Annotated in this window: 17 protein-coding genes; 11 read left to right on the top strand and 6 right to left on the bottom strand. The window is 59.4% G+C overall.

Annotated elements, in window-relative coordinates; genetic code table 11:
• Positions 1-6: 6 nt before the first annotated feature.
• Positions 7-2,235: a polyphosphate kinase 1 gene (ppk1, locus tag AU074_RS00780; protein ID WP_076013100.1), complete on the top strand. Its 2,229-nt coding sequence runs from the start codon at positions 7-9 to the stop codon at positions 2,233-2,235.
• 186 nt (positions 2,236-2,421) lie between these two features.
• On the opposite strand, the gene ppx is transcribed toward ppk1, so the two are convergent.
• The gene (gene ppx / locus AU074_RS00775; RefSeq protein WP_076013099.1) at positions 2,422-3,924 is read right to left on the bottom strand and encodes an exopolyphosphatase; all 1,503 of its coding nucleotides are present in this window, start codon (positions 3,922-3,924) and stop codon (positions 2,422-2,424) included.
• A 492-nt stretch (positions 3,925-4,416) separates the two neighbouring features.
• Between ppx and AU074_RS00770 the strand changes: the two genes are divergently transcribed.
• The 4 genes from AU074_RS00770 (at position 4,417) to AU074_RS00755 (ending at position 8,910) form a co-directional block, all read left to right on the top strand.
• On the top strand, positions 4,417-5,070 hold the full coding sequence (locus tag AU074_RS00770; protein WP_076013098.1) for a DUF1120 domain-containing protein: 654 nt from the start codon (positions 4,417-4,419) through the stop codon (positions 5,068-5,070).
• Between the two features lie 101 nt (positions 5,071-5,171).
• Positions 5,172-5,885, top strand: coding sequence for a fimbria/pilus chaperone family protein (locus AU074_RS00765; protein WP_076013097.1), 714 nt, complete (start codon positions 5,172-5,174; stop codon positions 5,883-5,885).
• Positions 5,886-5,891: 6 nt separating this feature from the next.
• Positions 5,892-8,393: a fimbria/pilus outer membrane usher protein gene (locus AU074_RS00760; RefSeq protein ID WP_305886492.1), complete on the top strand. Its 2,502-nt coding sequence runs from the start codon at positions 5,892-5,894 to the stop codon at positions 8,391-8,393.
• A 16-nt stretch (positions 8,394-8,409) separates the two neighbouring features.
• A complete protein-coding gene (locus AU074_RS00755; RefSeq protein ID WP_076013095.1) occupies positions 8,410-8,910 on the top strand; it encodes a hypothetical protein in 501 nt (166 codons plus the stop codon).
• 4 nt (positions 8,911-8,914) lie between these two features.
• Here the strand turns inward: AU074_RS00755 and AU074_RS00750 are convergent, their stop codons facing one another.
• Genes AU074_RS00750 through AU074_RS00735 form a run of 4 tightly spaced genes read right to left on the bottom strand, consistent with a single transcriptional unit; the run spans position 8,915 to position 11,761 of the window.
• Positions 8,915-9,652: an amino acid ABC transporter ATP-binding protein gene (locus AU074_RS00750; RefSeq protein ID WP_076013094.1), complete on the bottom strand. Its 738-nt coding sequence runs from the start codon at positions 9,650-9,652 to the stop codon at positions 8,915-8,917.
• Entirely contained in the window at positions 9,639-10,289 is a 651-nt protein-coding gene (locus tag AU074_RS00745; protein ID WP_076013093.1) for an amino acid ABC transporter permease, read from the bottom strand. The genes AU074_RS00750 and AU074_RS00745 overlap by 14 nt, the downstream gene beginning before the upstream one ends.
• Positions 10,286-10,954, bottom strand: a complete 669-nt coding sequence (locus tag AU074_RS00740) for an amino acid ABC transporter permease (protein WP_003213995.1) — start codon at positions 10,952-10,954, stop codon at positions 10,286-10,288. The genes AU074_RS00745 and AU074_RS00740 overlap by 4 nt, the downstream gene beginning before the upstream one ends.
• A 21-nt stretch (positions 10,955-10,975) precedes the next feature.
• Positions 10,976-11,761, bottom strand: coding sequence for a transporter substrate-binding domain-containing protein (locus AU074_RS00735; protein ID WP_076013092.1), 786 nt, complete (start codon positions 11,759-11,761; stop codon positions 10,976-10,978).
• A gap of 253 nt (positions 11,762-12,014) precedes the next feature.
• Here AU074_RS00735 and AU074_RS00730 point away from each other — a divergent pair, with 253 nt between their 5' ends.
• The 6 genes from AU074_RS00730 to AU074_RS00705 all read left to right on the top strand — a co-directional run bounded on the left by AU074_RS00730 (position 12,015) and on the right by AU074_RS00705 (position 19,320).
• A complete protein-coding gene (locus tag AU074_RS00730) occupies positions 12,015-12,710 on the top strand; it encodes a FadR/GntR family transcriptional regulator (protein ID WP_076013091.1) in 696 nt (231 codons plus the stop codon).
• 121 nt (positions 12,711-12,831) lie between these two features.
• Positions 12,832-13,161, top strand: coding sequence for a thioredoxin TrxA (gene trxA / locus AU074_RS00725; RefSeq protein ID WP_003213989.1), 330 nt, complete (start codon positions 12,832-12,834; stop codon positions 13,159-13,161).
• A gap of 234 nt (positions 13,162-13,395) precedes the next feature.
• Positions 13,396-14,655, top strand: coding sequence for a transcription termination factor Rho (gene rho / locus AU074_RS00720; protein WP_008438874.1), 1,260 nt, complete (start codon positions 13,396-13,398; stop codon positions 14,653-14,655).
• 155 nt (positions 14,656-14,810) lie between these two features.
• Entirely contained in the window at positions 14,811-16,796 is a 1,986-nt protein-coding gene (locus AU074_RS00715; protein WP_076013090.1) for an acyltransferase family protein, read from the top strand.
• Positions 16,797-16,885: 89 nt separating this feature from the next.
• The gene (gene ubiD, locus AU074_RS00710; RefSeq protein WP_017476626.1) at positions 16,886-18,352 is read left to right on the top strand and encodes a 4-hydroxy-3-polyprenylbenzoate decarboxylase; all 1,467 of its coding nucleotides are present in this window, start codon (positions 16,886-16,888) and stop codon (positions 18,350-18,352) included.
• Entirely contained in the window at positions 18,352-19,320 is a 969-nt protein-coding gene (locus AU074_RS00705) for a CDP-6-deoxy-delta-3,4-glucoseen reductase (protein ID WP_076013089.1), read from the top strand. The genes ubiD and AU074_RS00705 overlap by 1 nt, the downstream gene beginning before the upstream one ends.
• A gap of 151 nt (positions 19,321-19,471) precedes the next feature.
• Here the strand turns inward: AU074_RS00705 and AU074_RS00700 are convergent, their stop codons facing one another.
• On the bottom strand, positions 19,472-19,948 hold the full coding sequence (locus AU074_RS00700; protein ID WP_076013088.1) for a sn-glycerol-3-phosphate transporter: 477 nt from the start codon (positions 19,946-19,948) through the stop codon (positions 19,472-19,474).
• Positions 19,949-20,223 lie beyond the last annotated feature (275 nt).

The following is a 20,223-nucleotide window of genomic DNA, read 5'->3' as shown; positions in this document are numbered from 1 at the left end:
CACTCGATGAATACCGAAGGACTCACAGAAGTTGCCGTAAAAGACGCTCACCCGGTGGTTGAACAAGTCACCGAGACCCCGCCGGAGCTGGAGCCGGCACCGCCTGCCGTGGTGGCCGAAACGCCTGCCGCCGCACCGGTGCCGGTGGTTGCGATTCCCAACCTGGATGACAGCAGCCTGTACATCCATCGCGAGCTGTCACAACTGCAATTCAACATCCGCGTGCTGGAACAGGCACTGGATGAGTCCTACCCGTTGCTGGAGCGGCTGAAGTTCCTGCTGATCTTCTCCAGCAACCTGGACGAGTTCTTCGAGATTCGTGTCGCCGGCCTCAAAAAGCAGATCACCTTCGCCCGTGAACAAGCCGGCGCCGACGGCCTGCAACCGCATCAGGCCCTGGCCCGCATCAGCGAGCTGGTGCACGGTCATGTGGACCGCCAATACGCGATCCTCAACGACATTCTGTTGCCGGAACTGGAAAAGCATCACGTCCGCTTCATCCGCCGCCGTCACTGGACCACCAAGATCAAGACCTGGGTGCGCCGTTTCTTCCGCGACGAAATTTCGCCGATCATCACCCCCATCGGCCTCGACCCGACGCACCCGTTCCCGCTGCTGGTGAACAAGAGCCTGAACTTCATCGTCGAGCTGGAAGGTATCGACGCCTTCGGTCGAGATTCCGGCTTGGCGATCATCCCGGCGCCGCGCTTGCTGCCACGGATCATCAAGGTACCGGAAGAGGTGGGGGGCGCTGGCGATAACTATGTATTCCTTTCGTCGATGATCCACGCCCACGCCGATGACCTGTTCCAGGGTATGAAGGTCAAGGGCTGCTACCAGTTCCGTCTGACCCGTAACGCCGACCTGGCGCTGGACTCCGAGGACGTCGAAGACTTGGCCCGCGCCCTGCGCGGCGAGCTGTTCTCCCGTCGCTACGGTGACGCCGTGCGCCTGGAAGTGGCCGATACCTGCCCGAAACACCTGTCCGACTACCTGCTCAAGCAGTTCAACCTGAGCGAGACCGAGCTTTACCAGGTCAACGGCCCGGTGAACCTGACGCGCCTGTTCAGCATCACTGGCCTGGACAGCCATCCGGAGCTGCAATACACGCCGTTCACCCCGCAGATCCCGAAACTGCTGCAGAACAGCGAGAACATCTTCAGCGTGGTGAGCAAGCAGGACATCCTGCTGCTGCACCCGTTCGAGTCCTTCACCCCGGTGGTCGACCTGCTGCGCCAGGCCGCCAAGGACCCGCATGTATTGGCCGTACGCCAAACCCTGTATCGCTCCGGCGCCAACTCCGAAATCGTCGATGCGCTGGTAGACGCCGCGCGTAACGGCAAGGAAGTGACGGCAGTGATCGAACTGCGGGCGCGGTTCGACGAAGAATCCAACCTGCAACTGGCCAGCCGCCTGCAAGCGGCCGGTGCGGTGGTTATCTATGGCGTGGTCGGCTTCAAGACCCACGCCAAGATGATGCTGATCCTGCGCCGTGAAGCCGGCGAGATCGTGCGTTACGCCCACTTGGGCACCGGCAACTACCACGCCGGCAACGCCAAGCTCTACACCGACTACAGCTTGCTGACCTCTGACGATGCCTTGTGTGAAGACGTCGGCAAGTTGTTCAGCCAGCTGATCGGCATGGGCAAGACCTTGCGCATGAAGAAGCTGCTGCACGCGCCGTTCACCCTGAAGAAGGGCATGCTCGACATGATTGCCCGCGAGACCCAGTTCGCCCTCGAAGGCAAGCCGGCGCACATCATCGCCAAGTTCAACTCGCTGACCGATCCGAAGATCATCCGCGCGCTGTACAAGGCCAGTCAGTCGGGTGTGCGCATCGACCTGGTGGTGCGTGGCATGTGCTGCCTGCGTCCGGGCATCGCCGGGGTCTCCCATAACATCCACGTGCGTTCGATCATCGGGCGCTTCCTGGAGCACACACGGGTGTTCTACTTCCTCAATGGCGGCGAGGAGCAGATGTTCCTCTCCAGTGCTGACTGGATGGAGCGCAACCTCGACAAGCGTGTGGAGACTTGCTTCCCGGTCGAAGGCAAGAAGCTGATCATGCGGGTCAAGAAGGAGCTGGAGAGTTACCTCACCGACAACACCCACAGCTGGAGCCTGCAGTCGGACGGGCGCTACGTGCGCAACACGCCGACCGGCAACCAGAACCCGCGCAGCGCCCAGGCGACGTTGTTGGAGAAGCTGGGCAGCCCGATTCTGACGGTGAACTAAAAACCGACGCAGTCAAAAATGTGGGAGCGGGCTTGCTCGCGAAAGCGGTGGATCAGTCGATGAATCTGTTGACTGACACTCCGCCTTCGCGAGCAAGCCCGCTCCCACATTTGTTTTGTGGCGTTAGATTGTTCCCACGCTCTGCGTGGGAATACATCCTGTGACGCTCCGCGTCACTCACCCCTATCAGCGCACGTTCAGCGTGAACCCAACCCGCGTCAGCCACTCGGCTTCCTGGGCGAAATCCGCCTGGGTCAGCTGGTTTTCATCCAGCCAGTTCTTCGGGAACACCACGTCCAGGCTGTCGGCATTGGCGCGCAGCACCACTTGCGGCATTTCCTGGGTACCACGGATGTGGTGGAACAGGATCGCGAAACGCAGCAGCGCACACAGGCGAATCAGCTTGATGCCCTCGGCGCCGAATTCGGCAAACTTGTCCCGGGGGATATTGCGGCGGTGGCCGCGTACCAGCAACGCGAGCATCTGCTGGTCTTCCCGAGAGAAACCCGCCAGGTCCGAGTGCTCGATCAGGTAGGCGCCGTGCTTGTGGTAATGGTAGTGGGCGATGTCCAGCCCCACTTCATGGACCTTGGCCGCCCAGCCCAGCAGTTCACGCCAGACGCCGTCTTCCAGGTCCCAGTCCTCGGCCACCTGGTCAAACGCGTGCAGCGCTTTGCGCTCAACCCGCGCCGCTTGTTCCAGGTCGACGTGGTAACGCTCCATCAACGAGCTGAGGGTGCGTTCACGGACGTCCTCGTGATGATGGCGGCCCAGCAGGTCGTACAGCACGCCTTCACGCAGGGCGCCGTCGCAGTGGTCCATGCGCTGCAGTTCGAGGGCGTCGAAAATAGCTTCGAGAATCGCCAGGCCTGCGGGGAAAATCGTGCGGCGGTCAGGCTTGATGCCGTCAAAATCGATCTTCTCGGCATCTCCCAGCTTGAATAGCTTGCGCTTGAGCCAGGCCAGGCCTTCGGCGTTGACCTCGCCAGTGCCGTGGCCGCCGGCCTTGAGCGCCAGACCGATGGCGCGAATGGTACCGGACGAGCCGATGGCCTCATCCCAGGTCAGGCGGTGCAGGGCGTGCTCGATGCTCATGATCTCCAGCCGCGCTGCCGTATAAGCCTGGGCGTAGCGGGCCGGGGTGATCTTGCCATCCTTGAAATAGCGCTGGGTGTAGCTGACGCAGCCCATCTGCAGGCTTTCGCGCAGCAATGGTTCGAAACGCTGGCCAATGATGAACTCGGTACTGCCCCCGCCGATGTCGGCCACCAGGCGTTTGCCCGGTGTGTCGGCCAGGGTATGGGACACGCCGAGGTAGATGAGGCGCGCTTCCTCACGGCCGGAGATGACTTCTACGGGGTGGCCGAGAATGTCCTCGGCACGGCGGATGAATTCGCCGCGGTTGCGGGCTTCGCGCAGGGCGTTGGTGCCGACGATCCGCACGGCGCCCGGGGGCATGCCGTTGATCAGTTGGGCAAAGCGCTTCAAGCAATCGAGCCCGCGCTGCATGGATTCTTCATTGAGCTGACGCTCATCGTCGATCCCGGCAGCCAGTTGCACTTTCTCGCCGAGCCGCTCAAGGATGCGGATTTCGCCGTTCTGGGCCTTGGCCACGACCATGTGAAAGCTGTTGGAGCCCAGGTCGATGGCGGCGATCAGGGACAGATTCTTGGCTTGGGATTGCGGCATGGTTAAGGGGTCTCGGTCGATAACCTCGACATCGTGCCACGATCAACCGCTGACGCCAACGCGTAGTGCCAGAGTAATTTTTCCAAAACCGCTATGAGACCGGCGAGTTGTCGTTGTAGGAAATGTGCGTTCATCTCGTATTACTAAGTTAATAGTTGATGTGGTCCATATTTGTTCAACCAAGCACCTATTGAGGTAACTGATAGTTCCTACGCGTATTCGTATTCATCCTGAGCGATTTTACGCACGCTCGCACAACGGCGCAGGAAGGTTCAAGGCGATATGCCTGATGGTTCATACGAGGATTGAAATTTTTTCCGGCTTTATTGTGGAATTGATATGCCGATACTTCGATTCGGCATTTGTGCCGTGGCGGTATTTATTTATGGATCAGAGCATCGTGCTGCATAAGTTTGTCCGCATGAACGCGGGCAATGATCGTTTCTGGCCATCTGTAATTAGCCGTTTCTCTCATTGAAAGGTAACTATCTGATGAAGAAAAATATTGCTGTATTGGTGGGCATGTTCCTGGCTGTTGCAGGTCTGAGCGCGCAAGCCGCCGATCTTCGTGTCAAAGGTACTATCGCGCCTTCCAGCTGCAGTTTTACAATCACTAACTCTGTTATTGATTACGGCGCTATCAATCCCAGCACCTTGAGCCCTACCAACTATACCAAGTTGGCCACCAAGACTACTCCTTATGCAATCAGGTGCAGCAGCGGCGTAAAGACCAAGGTGGGTATCAAGGCAGTGGATAACCGCGCCAGCAGCCGGATCCCGAACCTGATGGTTAGTCAGATTGGCGGGAGTTACACCGATACCTATAACTACGGCTTGGGCACAACCGCAAGAGCGCAGAAAATAGGCGGTTACGTTGTACACCTGCGTAACTCTGTGGCTGATGGCAGGGCGGTAAACGTTCTTACCAGTATCAATAATGGTACAAGTTGGGTGCAGGGTGGGCCGGCTTTGGGGCAAGGCGCGAACATTGCTGCATGGCACACTGGCACCAACACGCCAATCCAACTGAATACACTGGCCGGGAATCTGGAAATTCAGGCAGTTATCAATAAAACTTCTGAGCTTGATATGACGAGTCAAATCGCTCTTGATGGTCAAGCAACCTTGGAACTGCGTTACCTCTAAGCATTATTTGAATTGGGTCGGTGCAAGTTAGGGCTGAGTGTTATTTTGCCAGAGCTTGCGTCGACTGGTTTGTATTCTTGAGGTAATGGGAAGGTCGTTCGATGACTCAGTTGAGATTCAAGGTTCTTGCACCTTTGTATGTTTGTTTGAATATGGTGTTCGCTGCTGGTGTATGGGCAGATGGTATGCGTCCTGAAACAACCGTTATTGTGCTGAACGAGTCGGAGGGTGAAGTCAGCATCAACGTAACCAATACCGATGGAGGCCCCGCCTTACTTCATTCGACGATCGAAGATATTCCTGAAGACCTTGAGCCGTTGGTGCTTATAACGCCGCCTGTTGCACGAGTCGATGCAGGGGAGCAGCAGATGGTGAGGTTCCTGGCGATTGGCAAGGAGCCGCTCAAGACACAGCGTTTGAAGCGCGTGTCTTTCGAGGGCGTTCCTCAGACGCGACCCGGTTCGGGTGCGACCATCGGTATCAGCCTTCGGCAGAATTTGCCCCTGATCCTGCACCCCAAAGGCTTGCCTCGAAATGAAGCACCCTGGGAGCTACTGACCTGGCAACTGCAGGCCAGCACTCTGATCGTGCGCAACGACAGTCCTTATGTGGTCCGACTGGGTACTGAAGTGAAGGTCAATCCGCAAAAAATTCAAGCCATCCTTCCTCGCGCCTATATCTTGCCGGGCGAAGTGTTGAGGGTTGACCTGAAGAAGGCCCTACCGGACGCCACTTCAGTGACCCTCGAGCCGGCCACCATCTATGGATTTACCGTCGACAGCTACGACGCATTACTCCTAGCCAATGCGCCTTGACCGGTCATGAGAAAAGTCAAAAGAGTTACGGGTGCAGTCAGTAAAAAGCTATCTAAAACCAAGCGTGACGATGAGCGATTCAGGCGTAATGGCCTGGTGTGTGTGGCGATCCTGTCGGGGATGGCTGAGCAGGCTTACGCTGCCCAGCCCGGCACCCAGTTGCTGGGGTTCGACCTGGCGACCTTACAGGCTCGCGGCATTGACCCCGGCGTCGCTCGTTATTTCCGTAGCGCTGCGCGTTTCACCGAAGGCGTGCGCGTTGTCGGGCTGACGGTGAATGGTGACCGGGTCGGGCTGGCGGATGTGCGTTTCAATCATGAAGGCGAGTTGTGTTTCACCCGTGGTTTGCTCGACCGAGCGGGCTTGCAAGTGCCTTCCCGGGTACTGAACAAAGACGCAGCGGTTGACCAGGCTTGCCATGATTTCCTCTCTGAGTATCCCAATACGGTCGCAACGTTACGCCCGGGAAGCGAGGAAGTATTCCTGGTGGTGCCTACCCAGGCGTTGCGCGAACTGCAACGCGGGTCTGGCCACTACTCCCGGGGCGGTACCGCAGGGATGCTCAACTATGACCTGCAGGGCAGTAATAGCCATTCGCGGGAGGACACCAGCCGTCATCTCTCCGCTTCGACTGAAATAGGCTTCAACTTCGGCGACTGGATTGCCCGTAGTCGCCAGTTGTATGTCTCCAGCGATGGTCGCTCCACTACTGAGCATCTGTTTGCCTACGCACAGCGTGATTTAGTGCCGTTGGCATCTACGCTCCAATTGGGGCAGATCTCCGGCACCAGCCCGGTATTTGGCGGTGTGCAACTGTTGGGTGCGCAGTTGTTTCCCGACGGGGTCGCGAGCGGTTCGAGCGGTGCAGGCGTCGTGGTTGAGGGCGTGGCCGTCAGCCAATCACGGGTTGAGGTACGCCAATCAGGCGCCCTGATTTACACCACGGTGGTGCCCGAAGGTCCCTTTTCATTGAACAATTTACCTTTGCTCAATGGCACAAGTGACCTTCAGGTCAGTGTCATCGAAACGCGAGGAGGAGGGCGACGTAGCTTCGTGGTGCCGGCGGCGTCTTTTCGCGCGGCAGTACCGGTCAGGACGGGTTATACGGCTGGGCTGGGCAAGGTGCGTGATGTGAACCGTAGTGGCGCCAAAGAGCCTGTGCTGGGAATGGCCAGCGGAACGTGGGCATTAGGCAAGCGCAGCGCCTTCAGCTCCGGGGTGCAGGGTACCGACAACTACAACTCGGTGGGCTTTGCGCTGGACACCGGTTTTGGCGAACGTTTTTCCTTGGGGCTGCGGAACAACCTTGCGCGCGACCGAAAAAAAAAGCTCCAGGGCGCGCGCAACAGCGTTTCCCTGGGAAGCACGTTGCCAGGCAATGTGCAGGTGTCGCTGAGCGCGACTGCTCAAACCCCAGGCTATCGTGAGGTGCTCGACACCCTGCGTACTGCCGCCGCCGAGGCCGGGGACGCGCGGTTTAAAACCCAGTACACCGCGGGCTTCAGTTGGGCTGTCCGAGAGGTTGGCGAGTTTTCGCTGGGCTATTCCCGGGCGGCTCATTTCAATAGCAGGACCACCCAAAACGTCTATGGCTCATGGAGCAAGGACTTCAGGTACGCGAACGTGGGTGTGACGGTGGACTCGCAAGTGGGTAAGTCGGGTGACACCAGGGGCGACAATGATGGCGTCGGGGTTCGCTTGCAGGTCACTGTACCGCTGGGCCGTGAGCGGTCCCTCAGCTCTGTTGCACGGCATCAAGGTCGTCGATCCAGTATTGGCACCACGTACAACGAACGTGTGGATGAAACCCTCAACTATGAGCTTCGTGGCGAGAGAGACTTGAGAGGCGATCATGAGCAGGCCGTGGGCGGCTGGGTCAACACCATGTCGCGTTATACCCAGGCGGGCGCGGGCATTGACCGGGATGGCTCCAGCACACGCTATAGCGGGCAATTGCAGGGCGCCGTAGTGGCCCATGACCGGGGCGTGACCTTTACGCCGTACCGGGTCGAGGATACGTTTGGCGTCGCCTCGGCCGGTGATATAGCCGGGGCCCGCATCAGCACCCCTCAAGGGCCGGTGTGGACTGATCACTGGGGCATGGCGGTGCTTCCCGGGCTGCCCGCCTATCAAGTCAGCCAGCTTGAAATCGAAGGCAAGTCCTTGCCGCGGCAGGTGGATATCAAGAACGGTACGAAAGTGCTGGAGGCCGGGCGAGGTTCATTCAGCAAGGTCGACTTCGAGGTGGTTAAAGTTCGACGCGTGCTACTGAGGGCCACGGATACAGCTGGCGAGCCTCTGCCCCAGGGTGCATCGGTGCTGGGTGCAGGTAATGCATTCCTGACCAACGTAGTCGCAGACGGCATGATTTTCCTGAGCAATATCGATAGCGCGCAAACCCTCATGGTGTCATCGCCAAGCGGGGCTTCGTGCACACTTCAACTCGACCTGGCGGAGCAATCTTATGATGAGCGACCCTACGAAACCGCCTCAGCGACCTGCCGTTAAGGTAGGCGCTGCAGGCATGCTGTCCTGCCTGTTGATGGCGGGCGAGGCCTATGCCGCAGAATGTCGTCTGTCGTTGAGCCGGCCAGAGGTTGATCTTGGCGCCTTGCGCCATGGTGGGCAGGCTGCTGCGCAAGGCGTACTTTTTGGTAAGCGCACGGTGCATTTGAATGTGGTGTGCCCGCAGGACACGCTCATCGCCCTGCGTTTTCGAGGCGTACCCGCTGTGGGCCAAGGCTTCAAGTTTGGCGAGCAGGGGTATTTCAACCTTAGCCTCCAACAGGCGGTGCTGGACGGCAGGCCCGCGGAGTTGGCCCCGATGCATAATCGGGCCGAGCGAAGCGGCCAACTGCTGCCGGACCAGACCATGGTGGTGCTGGCAGCCGGACTGCCCGTCGTGGGTCGCGTGTTTTCGGCCCAGGTGCAAGTCGACACTTATCTCTTCGACACGACCACCGCCGTGCGCGACAAAACCGTGCTGGAGGGCTGTGGGCGTTTTGAGTTGGTGCCGGCTGGCTGACGGCTCAGTCGGGTGTCTCTGTCGAGCCGATAAAGTTGGCCAGTTCGGCGGTCTGCGGGTTGGCAAACAGGATTTTCGGGTCACCCACTTCATGCACCTTGCCCTGGTGCATGAACACCAGCTTGTCCCCCACTTCCCGGGCAAAACGCATCTCGTGGGTGACCATGATCAGTGTCATGCCATCCTTGGCCAATTGGCGCACCACGCTGAGTACTTCGTTGACCAGTTCCGGGTCCAGGGCCGAGGTGATTTCATCACACAGCAATACCTTGGGTGACATGGCCAGCGCCCGGGCGATAGCTACCCGCTGCTGTTGGCCGCCGGACAGTCGATCAGGGAAGGCGTCGAACTTCTCTCCCAGCCCGACCCGCTCCAGCATCTGCCGCGCCAGTTGCGCGGCCTTGGCTTTCGGCACTTTCTGCACCACTTGTGGCGCAAGCATGACGTTTTCACCCACCGTCAGGTGCGGAAACAGGTTGAACTGCTGGAATACCATGCCGACCTTTTGCCGCAAGCTGCGCAGGTCGGCGCGGGCGGCGTCGAGGTATTCGCCGTCGACTTCAATCACTCCATCGTTGATCGACTCCAGGCCATTGAGGGTGCGCAACAAGGTGGATTTACCCGAGCCGCTTCGACCGATGATCGCCACCACCTGGCCTTCTTCGACACTCAGGTCGATGCCCTTGAGTACATGGTGATCGCCGTAATACTTATGCAGGGCGGAAATTCTAAGCAGAGGCATGCAGTCTCCTTTCCAGGTAGCGCGCACTGAGGGACAAGGGGTAGCAAAGCAGGAAGTAACCGAGCGCCACCAGGCCATAGACCATGAAGGGTTCGAAGGTCGCGTTGGCGAGCATGCCGCCGGTCTTGGTCAGCTCGGTGAAGCCGATGATCGAGGTCACGGCGGTGCCTTTAACCACCTGCACCGAGAACCCCACGGTCGGCGCCACGGCAATGCGCAGGGCTTGGGGCAGGATCACGTAGCGCAGTTGTTCAAGCGGGTTGAGGGCCAGGCTCGCGGACGCTTCCCATTGCCCGTGGGCGATGGAGTCGACACAGCCACGCCAGATCTCGGCCAGGTAGGCGCTGGTGAACAGGGTCAAGGCAATGGCTGCCGCCAGCCAGGGCGAAATGTCCACGCCGAGCAAGGCGATGCCGAAGAACACCAGGAACAGCTGCATCAACAGCGGCGTGCCCTGGAACAGTTCGATGTAGGTGCGTGCAACGTTGCGCGGGAAGGCTTTGCTGCTGATACGCATGGTCATCACCAACAAGCCGATCACGCCGCCGCCGATAAACGCCACCAGCGACAGCAACAGCGTCCACTGCAAGCCGGTGAGTAGGTTGCGCACGATGTCCCAGAACGAAAAATCACTCATCGGGCGTTCCTCATGACATAGCGCCGGCCGATCCAGTTCAGCAATTGGCGGATCATCAGCGCCATGCACAGGTAGACCAACGTGGTCAGTGCATAGGTTTCAAAAGCACGGAAGTTGCGTGACTGGATAAAGTTGGCGGCGAAGCTCAGCTCTTCTGTGGCGATTTGCGAACAAACTGCCGAGCCGAGCATCACGATGATGATTTGGCTGCTCAGGGCCGGCCAGACCTTGCCCAGCGCGGGCAGCAACACCACATGGCGGAACGCCTCGAAACGCGTCATCGCCAGCGCGGCCGCCGCTTCCAGTTGCCCACGCGGGATCGCCTGGATGCCGGCGCGGATGATCTCCGTGGAGTACGCCCCCAGGTTGATCACCATCGCCAGCACCGCCGCCTGCCATTCGGTGATTTTCAAACCGAGGGACGGCAGGCCGAAGAAGATGAAAAACAACTGCACCAGGAACGGCGTGTTGCGGATCAACTCGACGTACACCCCGAAGATCCAGCTGAACGGCTGGATCTTCCACGCCCGAACCACGGCGCCGACGATTCCCAGCGCCACGCCCAGTACTGCACCGATGGCGGTCAGCTCAAGGGTGAACAGCGCGCCGCGCAGCAACAGATCGGTATTGGCCAGAACCGGCACAAAGTCGAATTGATAGGCCATAGCTAACCCTCGTTACCGCGATCAGAGATCAGCCGGCAGCGGCTCTTTAAGCCACTGCATTGCGTTCTTTTCCAGGCTGCCGTCGGCTTTGGCCGCGACCAGAATCTGGTTGACCTTGTCCAGCAGCGCCGGCTCGTTCTTGTTTACGCCCACATAGACCGGCGAGTCCTTGAGCTTCACTTTCAGTGCCGGTACGCGCTTGGGGTTGCGCTCGCTGATGGCCACCATCACCACGTTGCCGCTGGCGATCAGGTCCACCTGGCCGGCGAGGTAGGCGGCGATGGTCGAATTGTTGTCTTCAAAGCGCTTGATCGTTGCCTCTTTAGGCGCGACGGCGGTCAGCTCGATGTCTTCGATGGCACCGCGGGTCACGCTGATGGTCTTGCCCTTGAGGTCGTCAACGGTGCTGATCGGCGCATCTGGCGGGCCAAATACGGCGAGGTAGAACGGCGCGTAGGCCTTGGAGAAGTCGATGACCTTTTCGCGCTCGGCGTTCTTGCCGAGGCTGGAAATTACCAGGTCGACCTTGCCGGTGGTAAGAAACGGGATGCGGTTGGTGCTGTTGACCGGGGTCAGTTCAAGCTTGACCTTGAGCTGGTCGGCCAGCAGTTTTGCGGTGTCGATATCCAGCCCGCGAGGCTTCATGTCCGGGCCGACCGAGCCGAACGGCGGGAAATCCTGAGGCACGGCCACCTTCAGGGTGCCACGGGCGACGATATCGTCCAGACCGTTGGCCTGGGCGGGCGCCTGGCTCAGCATCAGGCTGGCAAACAGGGCAGTGAGCAGGGCGCTGCAACGCTTGGTCATGGCAACTCTCCGAAAGGGACGAAAGGATTTTCTGAGTTTTGCCAGTGCACAGCCCATGCCAGCACTGTCTTAATTCGCTGGAAGGCCGGTAGCTGTTGAGTTCTGGCGGTCTTACTGGTCTGAACAGTTGCCGCGTTTTCTGCACCCTTTTCGAGCGCCTTCAAAACCCCGCGAGCCCCTTTGGGGCGTGGCTTGCCGGGCGCTGCGAATAGCTTTACAACTAGTCGCTCAGTTGACGAAAACTCGAGTTTTTATGAATTCCATCGCCCAAGCCGTACCGGAAGTGGCGCTACAGGCCATCCGCAAGTTGATCGCTGACGAAGGCTTCGGGCCGGGCGATGCATTGCCCTCCCAGCGCGAGCTGGCGCTGCAATTGGGCGTGAGCCGGGCCTCGTTGCGCGAAGCCTTGTCGTCGCTCAGTGCGTTAGGCGTGGTGAGTGTGCAGCCGGGAAAGGGCGTGTTCGTGCAAGCGCCCGAGGAGCTTCCGGGTTTGGCCTGGCCGTTTACGGCGCAGGCAACGCCGCTGGATATCTTCCAACTGCGCTACGCCCTGGAAGGCTTTGCCGCGGGGCTGGCGGCGGTGACGCTGACCACCGATGAGCTGGATTGCCTGGAAGACAATGTCGAGGCGATGCGCAAGGAGCTCAAGGCCGGCGACTTTGAAGCCGCGGCCCGGCTGGACTTCGAATTCCACCAGCGCATCCTGCTGGCCAGCGGCAATCAGGCGATGGTGAATATTCTCAGTGCCAGCGCCGAGGTATTTCTGGAGAGTCAGAAGCTACCGTTCATCCGGCCGGAGCGGGCCATGGAGACCTGGCAGGAGCACCGCAAGATCCTCCGTGCGCTGGCCCGGCGCGCCAGCGGGGCGGCCCAGAAAAGCATGCAGGAACACGTACGTAACGCAGCGCTGCGCACCGGCATTGCGTTCATGACTCCCGTGACCCCATGAATTGGGCTATACCCAAACTCATGCACCACCATAGCAAGAGTCAATCAGCTGCGGCTTCCTGAACGCGGGAAGGGCGGCTATGATGGGCAACGTTTTTTTTGCTTACAACCCGGAGACATCCATGAGCAACGATCTTATCAAGCACGTCACCGACGCGACCTTTGAGGCCGAAGTACTGAAGGCCCAGGGCCCGGTGCTGGTTGACTACTGGGCTGAGTGGTGCGGTCCTTGCAAAATGATCGCTCCGGTCCTGGACGACATTGCCACCACTTACGAAGGCAAGTTGACCATTGCCAAGCTGAACATCGACGACAACCAGGAAACCCCGGCCAAGCACGGCGTGCGTGGTATCCCAACCCTGATGCTGTTCAAGAACGGCAATGTCGAGGCCACCAAGGTCGGCGCGCTGTCGAAGTCCCAGCTGCAAGCTTTCCTCGACGCCAACATCTAAGCGTCCTCAAAAGGCCCCGCAAATTGCGGGGCTTTTTCGTGAGACAGGGCTAGACGCTCTGAAATTCAGGTGGTACATTCGGCCCCGCACTGGTTTCTCCACTGCCCCCTGCAAGCCGTCGCCGACGCTCTCCTTTTCGATTAGTACGCGATCCTGTCGCCTTCTCTGCGGCGCGGCCTCATTAAGCCAAAAGCTTAATTTCCCCCCCTCCATAAATGATTACGTCATTCCTATATGAATCTGACTGAACTCAAGCAAAAGCCGATTACCGAACTGCTCGAATTGGCCGAACAGATGGGCATAGAAAATATGGCCCGTTCGCGCAAGCAGGACGTGATTTTCTCCCTGCTCAAAAAGCACGCGAAAAGCGGCGAGGAAATCTCCGGTGATGGCGTGCTGGAGATTCTCCAGGACGGCTTCGGCTTCCTCCGCTCTGCAGACGCTTCCTATCTCGCCGGCCCAGACGATATTTACGTCTCGCCGAGCCAGATCCGTCGCTTCAACTTGCGCACCGGTGACACCATCGTTGGCAAGATCCGCCCTCCAAAGGAAGGTGAGCGTTATTTCGCCCTGCTCAAGGTCGACACGATCAACTACGATCGTCCCGAGAACGCGAAAAACAAGATTCTCTTCGAGAACCTGACCCCGCTGTTCCCGACCGTGCGCATGAAGATGGAAGCCGGTAACGGTTCCACCGAAGACTTGACCGGTCGTGTCATCGACCTGTGCGCCCCGATCGGCAAAGGCCAGCGCGGCCTGATCGTGGCCCCGCCGAAAGCCGGTAAGACCATCATGCTGCAGAACATCGCAGCGAACATCGCCCGTAACAATCCTGAAGTTCACCTGATCGTGTTGCTGATCGATGAGCGTCCGGAAGAAGTAACCGAAATGCAGCGCACCGTGCGCGGCGAAGTGGTTGCCTCGACGTTCGATGAGCCGCCAACCCGCCACGTGCAGGTTGCCGAAATGGTGATCGAGAAGGCCAAGCGCCTGGTCGAACACAAGAAAGACGTGGTGATTCTGCTCGACTCCATCACTCGTCTGGCGCGTGCCTACAACACCGTGATCCCGAGCTCCGGCAAAGTGCTCACCGGTGGTGTCGATGCCCACGCCCTGGAGAAACCGAAACGTTTCTTCGGCGCTGCGCGGAACATCGAAGAAGGCGGCTCGCTGACCATCATCGCCACCGCGCTGGTTGAAACCGGCTCGAAGATGGATGAAGTGATCTACGAAGAGTTTAAAGGTACCGGCAACATGGAACTGCCTTTGGACCGCCGTATCGCTGAAAAGCGTGTGTTCCCGGCCATCAACATCAACCGCTCCGGCACACGCCGTGAAGAGTTGCTGACCGCCGACGACGAACTGCAGCGCATGTGGATCCTGCGCAAGCTGCTGCACCCGATGGATGAAGTGGCTGCCATCGAGTTCCTGATCGACAAGCTGAAAACCACCAAGACCAACGACGAGTTTTTCCTGTCGATGAAGCGCAAGTAACACGACGCTTCGGTCAAAAAGGATGGCGCCCCATGGGGCGCCATTTTTTTTGTTTCTGAAAAAGGAGGTTTGGCCTTAGTGTGTGTCTGTTTAGAAACAAATTTGCGGGTGTGACTACACTCGCTGTCAATCTGATCAGGCAAACAACAAGATTTATGACCATTCTCGCTTATCGCAGGGACATTGACGGCCTGCGTGCCATTGCCGTTCTCGCTGTTGTGCTGTTTCATTTTGGTGTACCGGGCTTCACCGGCGGCTTTGTCGGTGTTGATGTATTTTTCGTGATCTCCGGTTACTTGATCACCTCGATCATCTGGCGTGAACGTGAGGCCGGGCGCTTCAGTTTTGTCGGCTTCTGGGCCCGGCGAGCGCGGCGTATCCTGCCAGCACTGTTTGTGATGATGCTCGGCACGCTGGTGGTGGGCTGGTTTTTGCTGGCGCCCAAGGATTACAGCGAGTTGGGGCGCTCGATTCACAACCAGGTGGTGTTTATCTCCAACCTGTTTTTCATGCGCCAGGACGGCTACTTTGATGTGGCCTCCGACATCAAGCCGTTGCTGCATACCTGGTCATTGTCGGTTGAAGAACAGTTCTACATTCTTTTTCCTCTGTTGCTGACAGTACTGTCGAGCCGGCTCAAACACTGGCGTGCGGCGCTGTTTGTGTTGTTGCTGGTGTCGTTCGGGATGAGTACGTGGGCGGTGGCCCACGCTCCGGAAAGAGCCTTTTTCCTGCTGCAGATGCGTGCCTGGGAACTGTTGGCGGGCGCAATGCTGGCGGTTATGCCTGTACGCCAGTACCGCGCGAGCCCGGCATTGGCGCAGGTCGTCAGCCTTGCCGGTCTTGGCCTGATCCTGCTGGCGGTCTTCGCCTATGACCCAAGCACGCCGTTTCCCGGCGCCGCAGCGCTGTTGCCGGTGGTGGGCGTGGTCTGCCTGATTTGGGCCAACGGCCAGCAAGCCACCCTGGCGAGCAAGCTGCTGGGTAGCCGTTTGCTGGTTGGGATCGGCCTGATCTCCTACTCTTGGTACCTGTGGCATTGGCCGGTCTACGTGTTCGGCAAGTACGCCAGTGTCGATGGCCTGGGGCCATGGGAGCTTGGTGCGCTGTTTGTGTTGAGCCTGGTGCTGGGTTACGGATCCTGGCGATTCGTCGAGGCGCCGTTCCGTGAGCGTCGGTTGTTGGCAGGACGCAAGCAAATCCTGGTGGTGGCGGGTATCGCGCTGCTGGCGGTGGGGCTGCTCGGCAAAGGCCTGGTCTGGACAAAGGGGTTGCCTTGGCGCCTGTCGCCCGAGGCGCTGCAATTTGCCCAGGCGCGCGAGTGGGGCCCGGACCTCATGGCCTGCCTGGTGGATGGTGGAAAAAATCGCCATCATGGATTTTGTCATTTCGGACCTCAGTCCGCGCCGACACGCGCGTTGGTATGGGGCGATAGCCATGCCACGGCGCTGGTTCCGGCGTTGCGAGACGGCGCCAGCAAGTACGGTGTCAGCGTCACCCAGGCAGGTTATGCCGGTTGCTTGCCGTTTAATCGCAAGGAAAGCGTTCCGGGCTGCTTGACCTTTAACCAGCAGGTCATCCAACTGCTCGGCAAGGAAACCTTTAGCGATGTGGTGCTGGTGGCGCGCTGGAGCCTGTACGTCTATGGGCAGCGCGATGGTGACACCGAGGCTTCGTTGCTGGACCCGGCGACCGGAACCTATGACCGCGCCTTCGCCGAGCGGCGCTTCGCTGAAAGCTTGGGCGCCCTTGTGCAGCAATTGCGCGCCAGCGGCCATCGGGTGTGGCTGGTCAAGGAAGTCCCCCTGCAGGAATTCAATCCGCCTTACCGCCTCAGTCGCCTGGCGATGCTTGGCCGTCCCACCGACAAAGAAGGCATGCCCCTGGCTGATCACCTCCAGCGCCAGGCCTATATCAGCAGCGTATTCGAGCGCATCGCGGCGGCTGATCCCGGGGTAAAGGTAATGGATCCGGCGCCTAAGCTATGCAGTGCGAATGACTGGTGTCGCGTGGAACTGGACGGTCAGTCGCTGTACACCGACGACAATCACCTCTCGGCGGTCGGCTCGCGGTATGTCGAGGCGTTCCTTGAACCGTTGTTCAAAGCCTTGCGCAATGAAACCCAGGCATCCGCTCTTTGAGTCTGTGTCGTCGGCAATGCTGCTCAATAAGCTGCCAGCGACCGTAAGAGCAGGTAGGATGTACGCCTATTTTACGGGTGGCATGGTTAATGAAATTCAAGGATCTTCGGGATTTCGTGCAGCAACTTGAGCAGCGCGGAGAGTTGAAACGTATCCAGGTGCCGATTTCCCCGGTCCTGGAGATGACTGAGATTTGCGACCGCACCTTGCGTAACAAGGGCCCGGCGCTGCTGTTCGAAAATCCGGTGGGCTTTGATATCCCGGTGCTCGGCAACCTGTTCGGCACCCCCGACCGCGTTGCGTTTGGCATGGGCGCCGAGTCTGTCAGCGAACTGCGGGAGATCGGCAAGCTGCTGGCCTTCCTCAAGGAACCCGAGCCACCCAAGGGTCTGAAGGACGCCTGGTCGAAGCTGCCAATCTTCCGCAAGATCATCGCCATGGCCCCCAAGGTCGTAAAAGACGCGGTATGCCAGGAAGTGGTCATCGAAGGCGATGACGTCGACCTCGGCATGCTCCCCGTGCAAACCTGCTGGCCTGGCGACGTCGGCCCGCTGATCACCTGGGGCCTGACCGTCACCAAAGGCCCGAACAAGGACCGCCAGAACCTCGGCATCTACCGTCAGCAAGTAATTGGCCGCAACAAGGTCATCATGCGCTGGCTGAGCCACCGTGGCGGCGCGCTGGATTTCCGTGAGTGGTGCGAAAAGCATCCCGGCAAGCCATTCCCTGTTTCGGTGGCCCTGGGCGCTGACCCGGCGACCATTCTCGGCGCGGTCACGCCAGTGCCCGACAGCCTTTCCGAGTATGCTTTCGCCGGTCTGTTGCGCGGTAACCGCACCGAGTTGGTGAAATGCCGTGGTAATGACCTGCAAGTGCCGGCCACCGCCGAAATCATCCTTGAAGGCGTGATTCACCCCGGCGAGATGGCCGATGAAGGCCCGTACGGCGACCACACCGGCTACTACAACGAAGTCGACAGCTTCCCGGTGTTCACCGTCGAGCGCATCACCCACCGAATCAAGCCGATCTACCACAGCACCTACACTGGCCGTCCGCCGGATGAGCCGGCGATCCTCGGCGTGGCGTTGAACGAAGTGTTTGTGCCGATCCTGCAAAAGCAGTTTCCGGAAATCACCGACTTCTACTTGCCGCCCGAAGGCTGCTCGTACCGCATGGCCATCGTGACGATGAAGAAGTCGTACCCCGGCCACGCCAAGCGGGTAATGCTGGGTGTGTGGTCGTTTTTGCGACAGTTCATGTACACCAAGTTCGTTATTGTCACCGACGACGACATCAACGCCCGGGACTGGAACGACGTGATCTGGGCCATCACCACGCGCATGGACCCCAAGCGCGACACGGTGATGATCGATAACACGCCGATCGACTACCTCGACTTTGCCTCGCCGGTATCGGGCCTCGGCTCGAAAATGGGCCTGGATGCCACCCATAAGTGGCCGGGTGAAACTACCCGAGAATGGGGCCGCGTGATCGTCAAGGACGAAGCGGTGACTGCCCGTGTGGATGCGCTCTGGAAAGAATTAGGAATAGATTGATGCGTGTAACCCTGCAGCCTTCCGGTGCGGTACTTGAACTGACGCCCGGCGAGCGGATTCTCGAGGGCGCGCGACGCCTGGGCTACGATTGCCCCCAGGCGTGCCGCAATGGTGTGTGCCACGTATGTGCAGCGCTGCTGGTGGAAGGCCGGGTGCAGCAAGCCGGTGAGGTGCGTGACCATGGCGAGTTTTTTACCTGCATTGCCGAACCGCTGGAAGATTGCATTGTGTTGTGGGATGGCGTGCTGGCGCCGGGAGAGTTGCCGGTGCGCAAATTGTCTTGCCAACTGAGTGAGTGCGTTGAAGTGGGCGGTGACGTGTGGCGCGTGCGCCTGCGGGCTCCGGCCGGCAAGGCAGTGCGTTACCACGCCGGGCAATACCTGATGATCGAACGGGAAAACGGCGAGAAGTCGGCGTTCTCCCTGGCTTCGGCGCCCCACGCCGGGCGCGAGCTGGAATTGCACGTACTGGCCCGTGAAGACAGTGCCCGCAGCCTGCTGGAGCAGTTGCAGCGCAACCAGATGGCCCGCATCGAAATGCCGTTTGGCGATACCCACTTGGCCGAACTGCCCGACGGGCCGCTGGTGCTGATCGCCGCCGGTACCGGCATGGCGCAGATGCACAGCCTGATCGAACACTGTCGCGCCAGTGGCTTCAAGCACCCGGTGCATCTGTATTGGGGTGTACGTCGACCGGAAGATTTCTACGAGATCGAGCACTGGGACCAATGGCTGCAACTGCCCAACCTGTTCCTGCACAAAGTGGTCAGCGACCTGTGTGGCTGGGAAGGGCGCTGCGGGTTGCTGCATGAAGCGGTGTGCGAAGACATCAGCGACCTCAAGGCCGTGTACGTCTACGCCAGCGGCTCACCGGCGATGATCTATGGCACCCTGGATGCGTTGGTCGAGGCTGGTATGGATGCGCACCAGATGCGTGCCGATGTGTTTGCCTACGCACCCCGTCCGTAACCTGTGGCGAGGGAGCTTGCTCCCGCTGGGCTGCGTAGCAGCCCTAAAACAGTCGCTGGGTTCTATCTGAAAGACCGCATGAACTTCAGGGGCCGCTTCGCGACCCAGCGGGAGCAAACTCCCTCGCCACAGAAGCCCTTCAGCGGCTCAATTAAAACCGCACGCCCGTCGTCACCATCGCCGCATTAAACCCGAGCAACACCAGCTCGGCGGCAACCGGCCCGTAGTGAGTGCCCACGGACGGGATGATCACCGGCGCCACTCCCAGTCCATTCAGCGGAATCTTGTCGCGGTACTTGCCGCGATAGCCCTGGATCACGCCGCCTGTGAGCTTCAGGTACACCGGATAATCGGTCATGTCGTAGCGTTTGCCGGCGTAGGCGTAGTACGACCGCTGTCTGAACGAGTTGCGAAATGTCGCCCCGCCATACACCAGGCCTGACGCTTCATTGCGCTCCAGGCCGATCAGGTCCTGATTGTTGTTGTGGTCCTTGTCTGGCGCAAAATGCCGGGTGTAGACGCTTGTCTGGGCGTACCAGAAGCCTTTTTCGTCTTGGCTGGGTGCTTCCACCGCCAGGGCGGTGGTGGCCTGTGCCAGGAGCAGCAGGCTGGAAAGTCGGTATTTCATGGTGCGACCTCGATAGTCGGTGCGGTTGGCGGCTAAGTGGGTCGTGATAAGTGCCTATTTTGAAGGCTCCCCGCGCCTCTAGGCTGAACGTGCGCTGAAACTACAGGGATTGAGGCGGCCAATCCTGATGAGCGGAGCGACCCGGGCTTATGCATTCGCTTATTCTTTAAAGGTATTTAATTTGTTACATAAATATCATTAAGCTATATGACAACGGACTACCGACTTTCTGCCAATAACCAATAAATGACCGCCACCGTCCGCCACACGGATCG

It is taken from the genome of Pseudomonas sp. ATCC PTA-122608 (assembly GCF_001952855.1).
GTDB lineage: Bacteria > Pseudomonadota > Gammaproteobacteria > Pseudomonadales > Pseudomonadaceae > Aquipseudomonas.
Note: the sequence above shows the minus strand (reverse complement) of the source record. Positions and strands in the feature narration are given on the sequence as shown.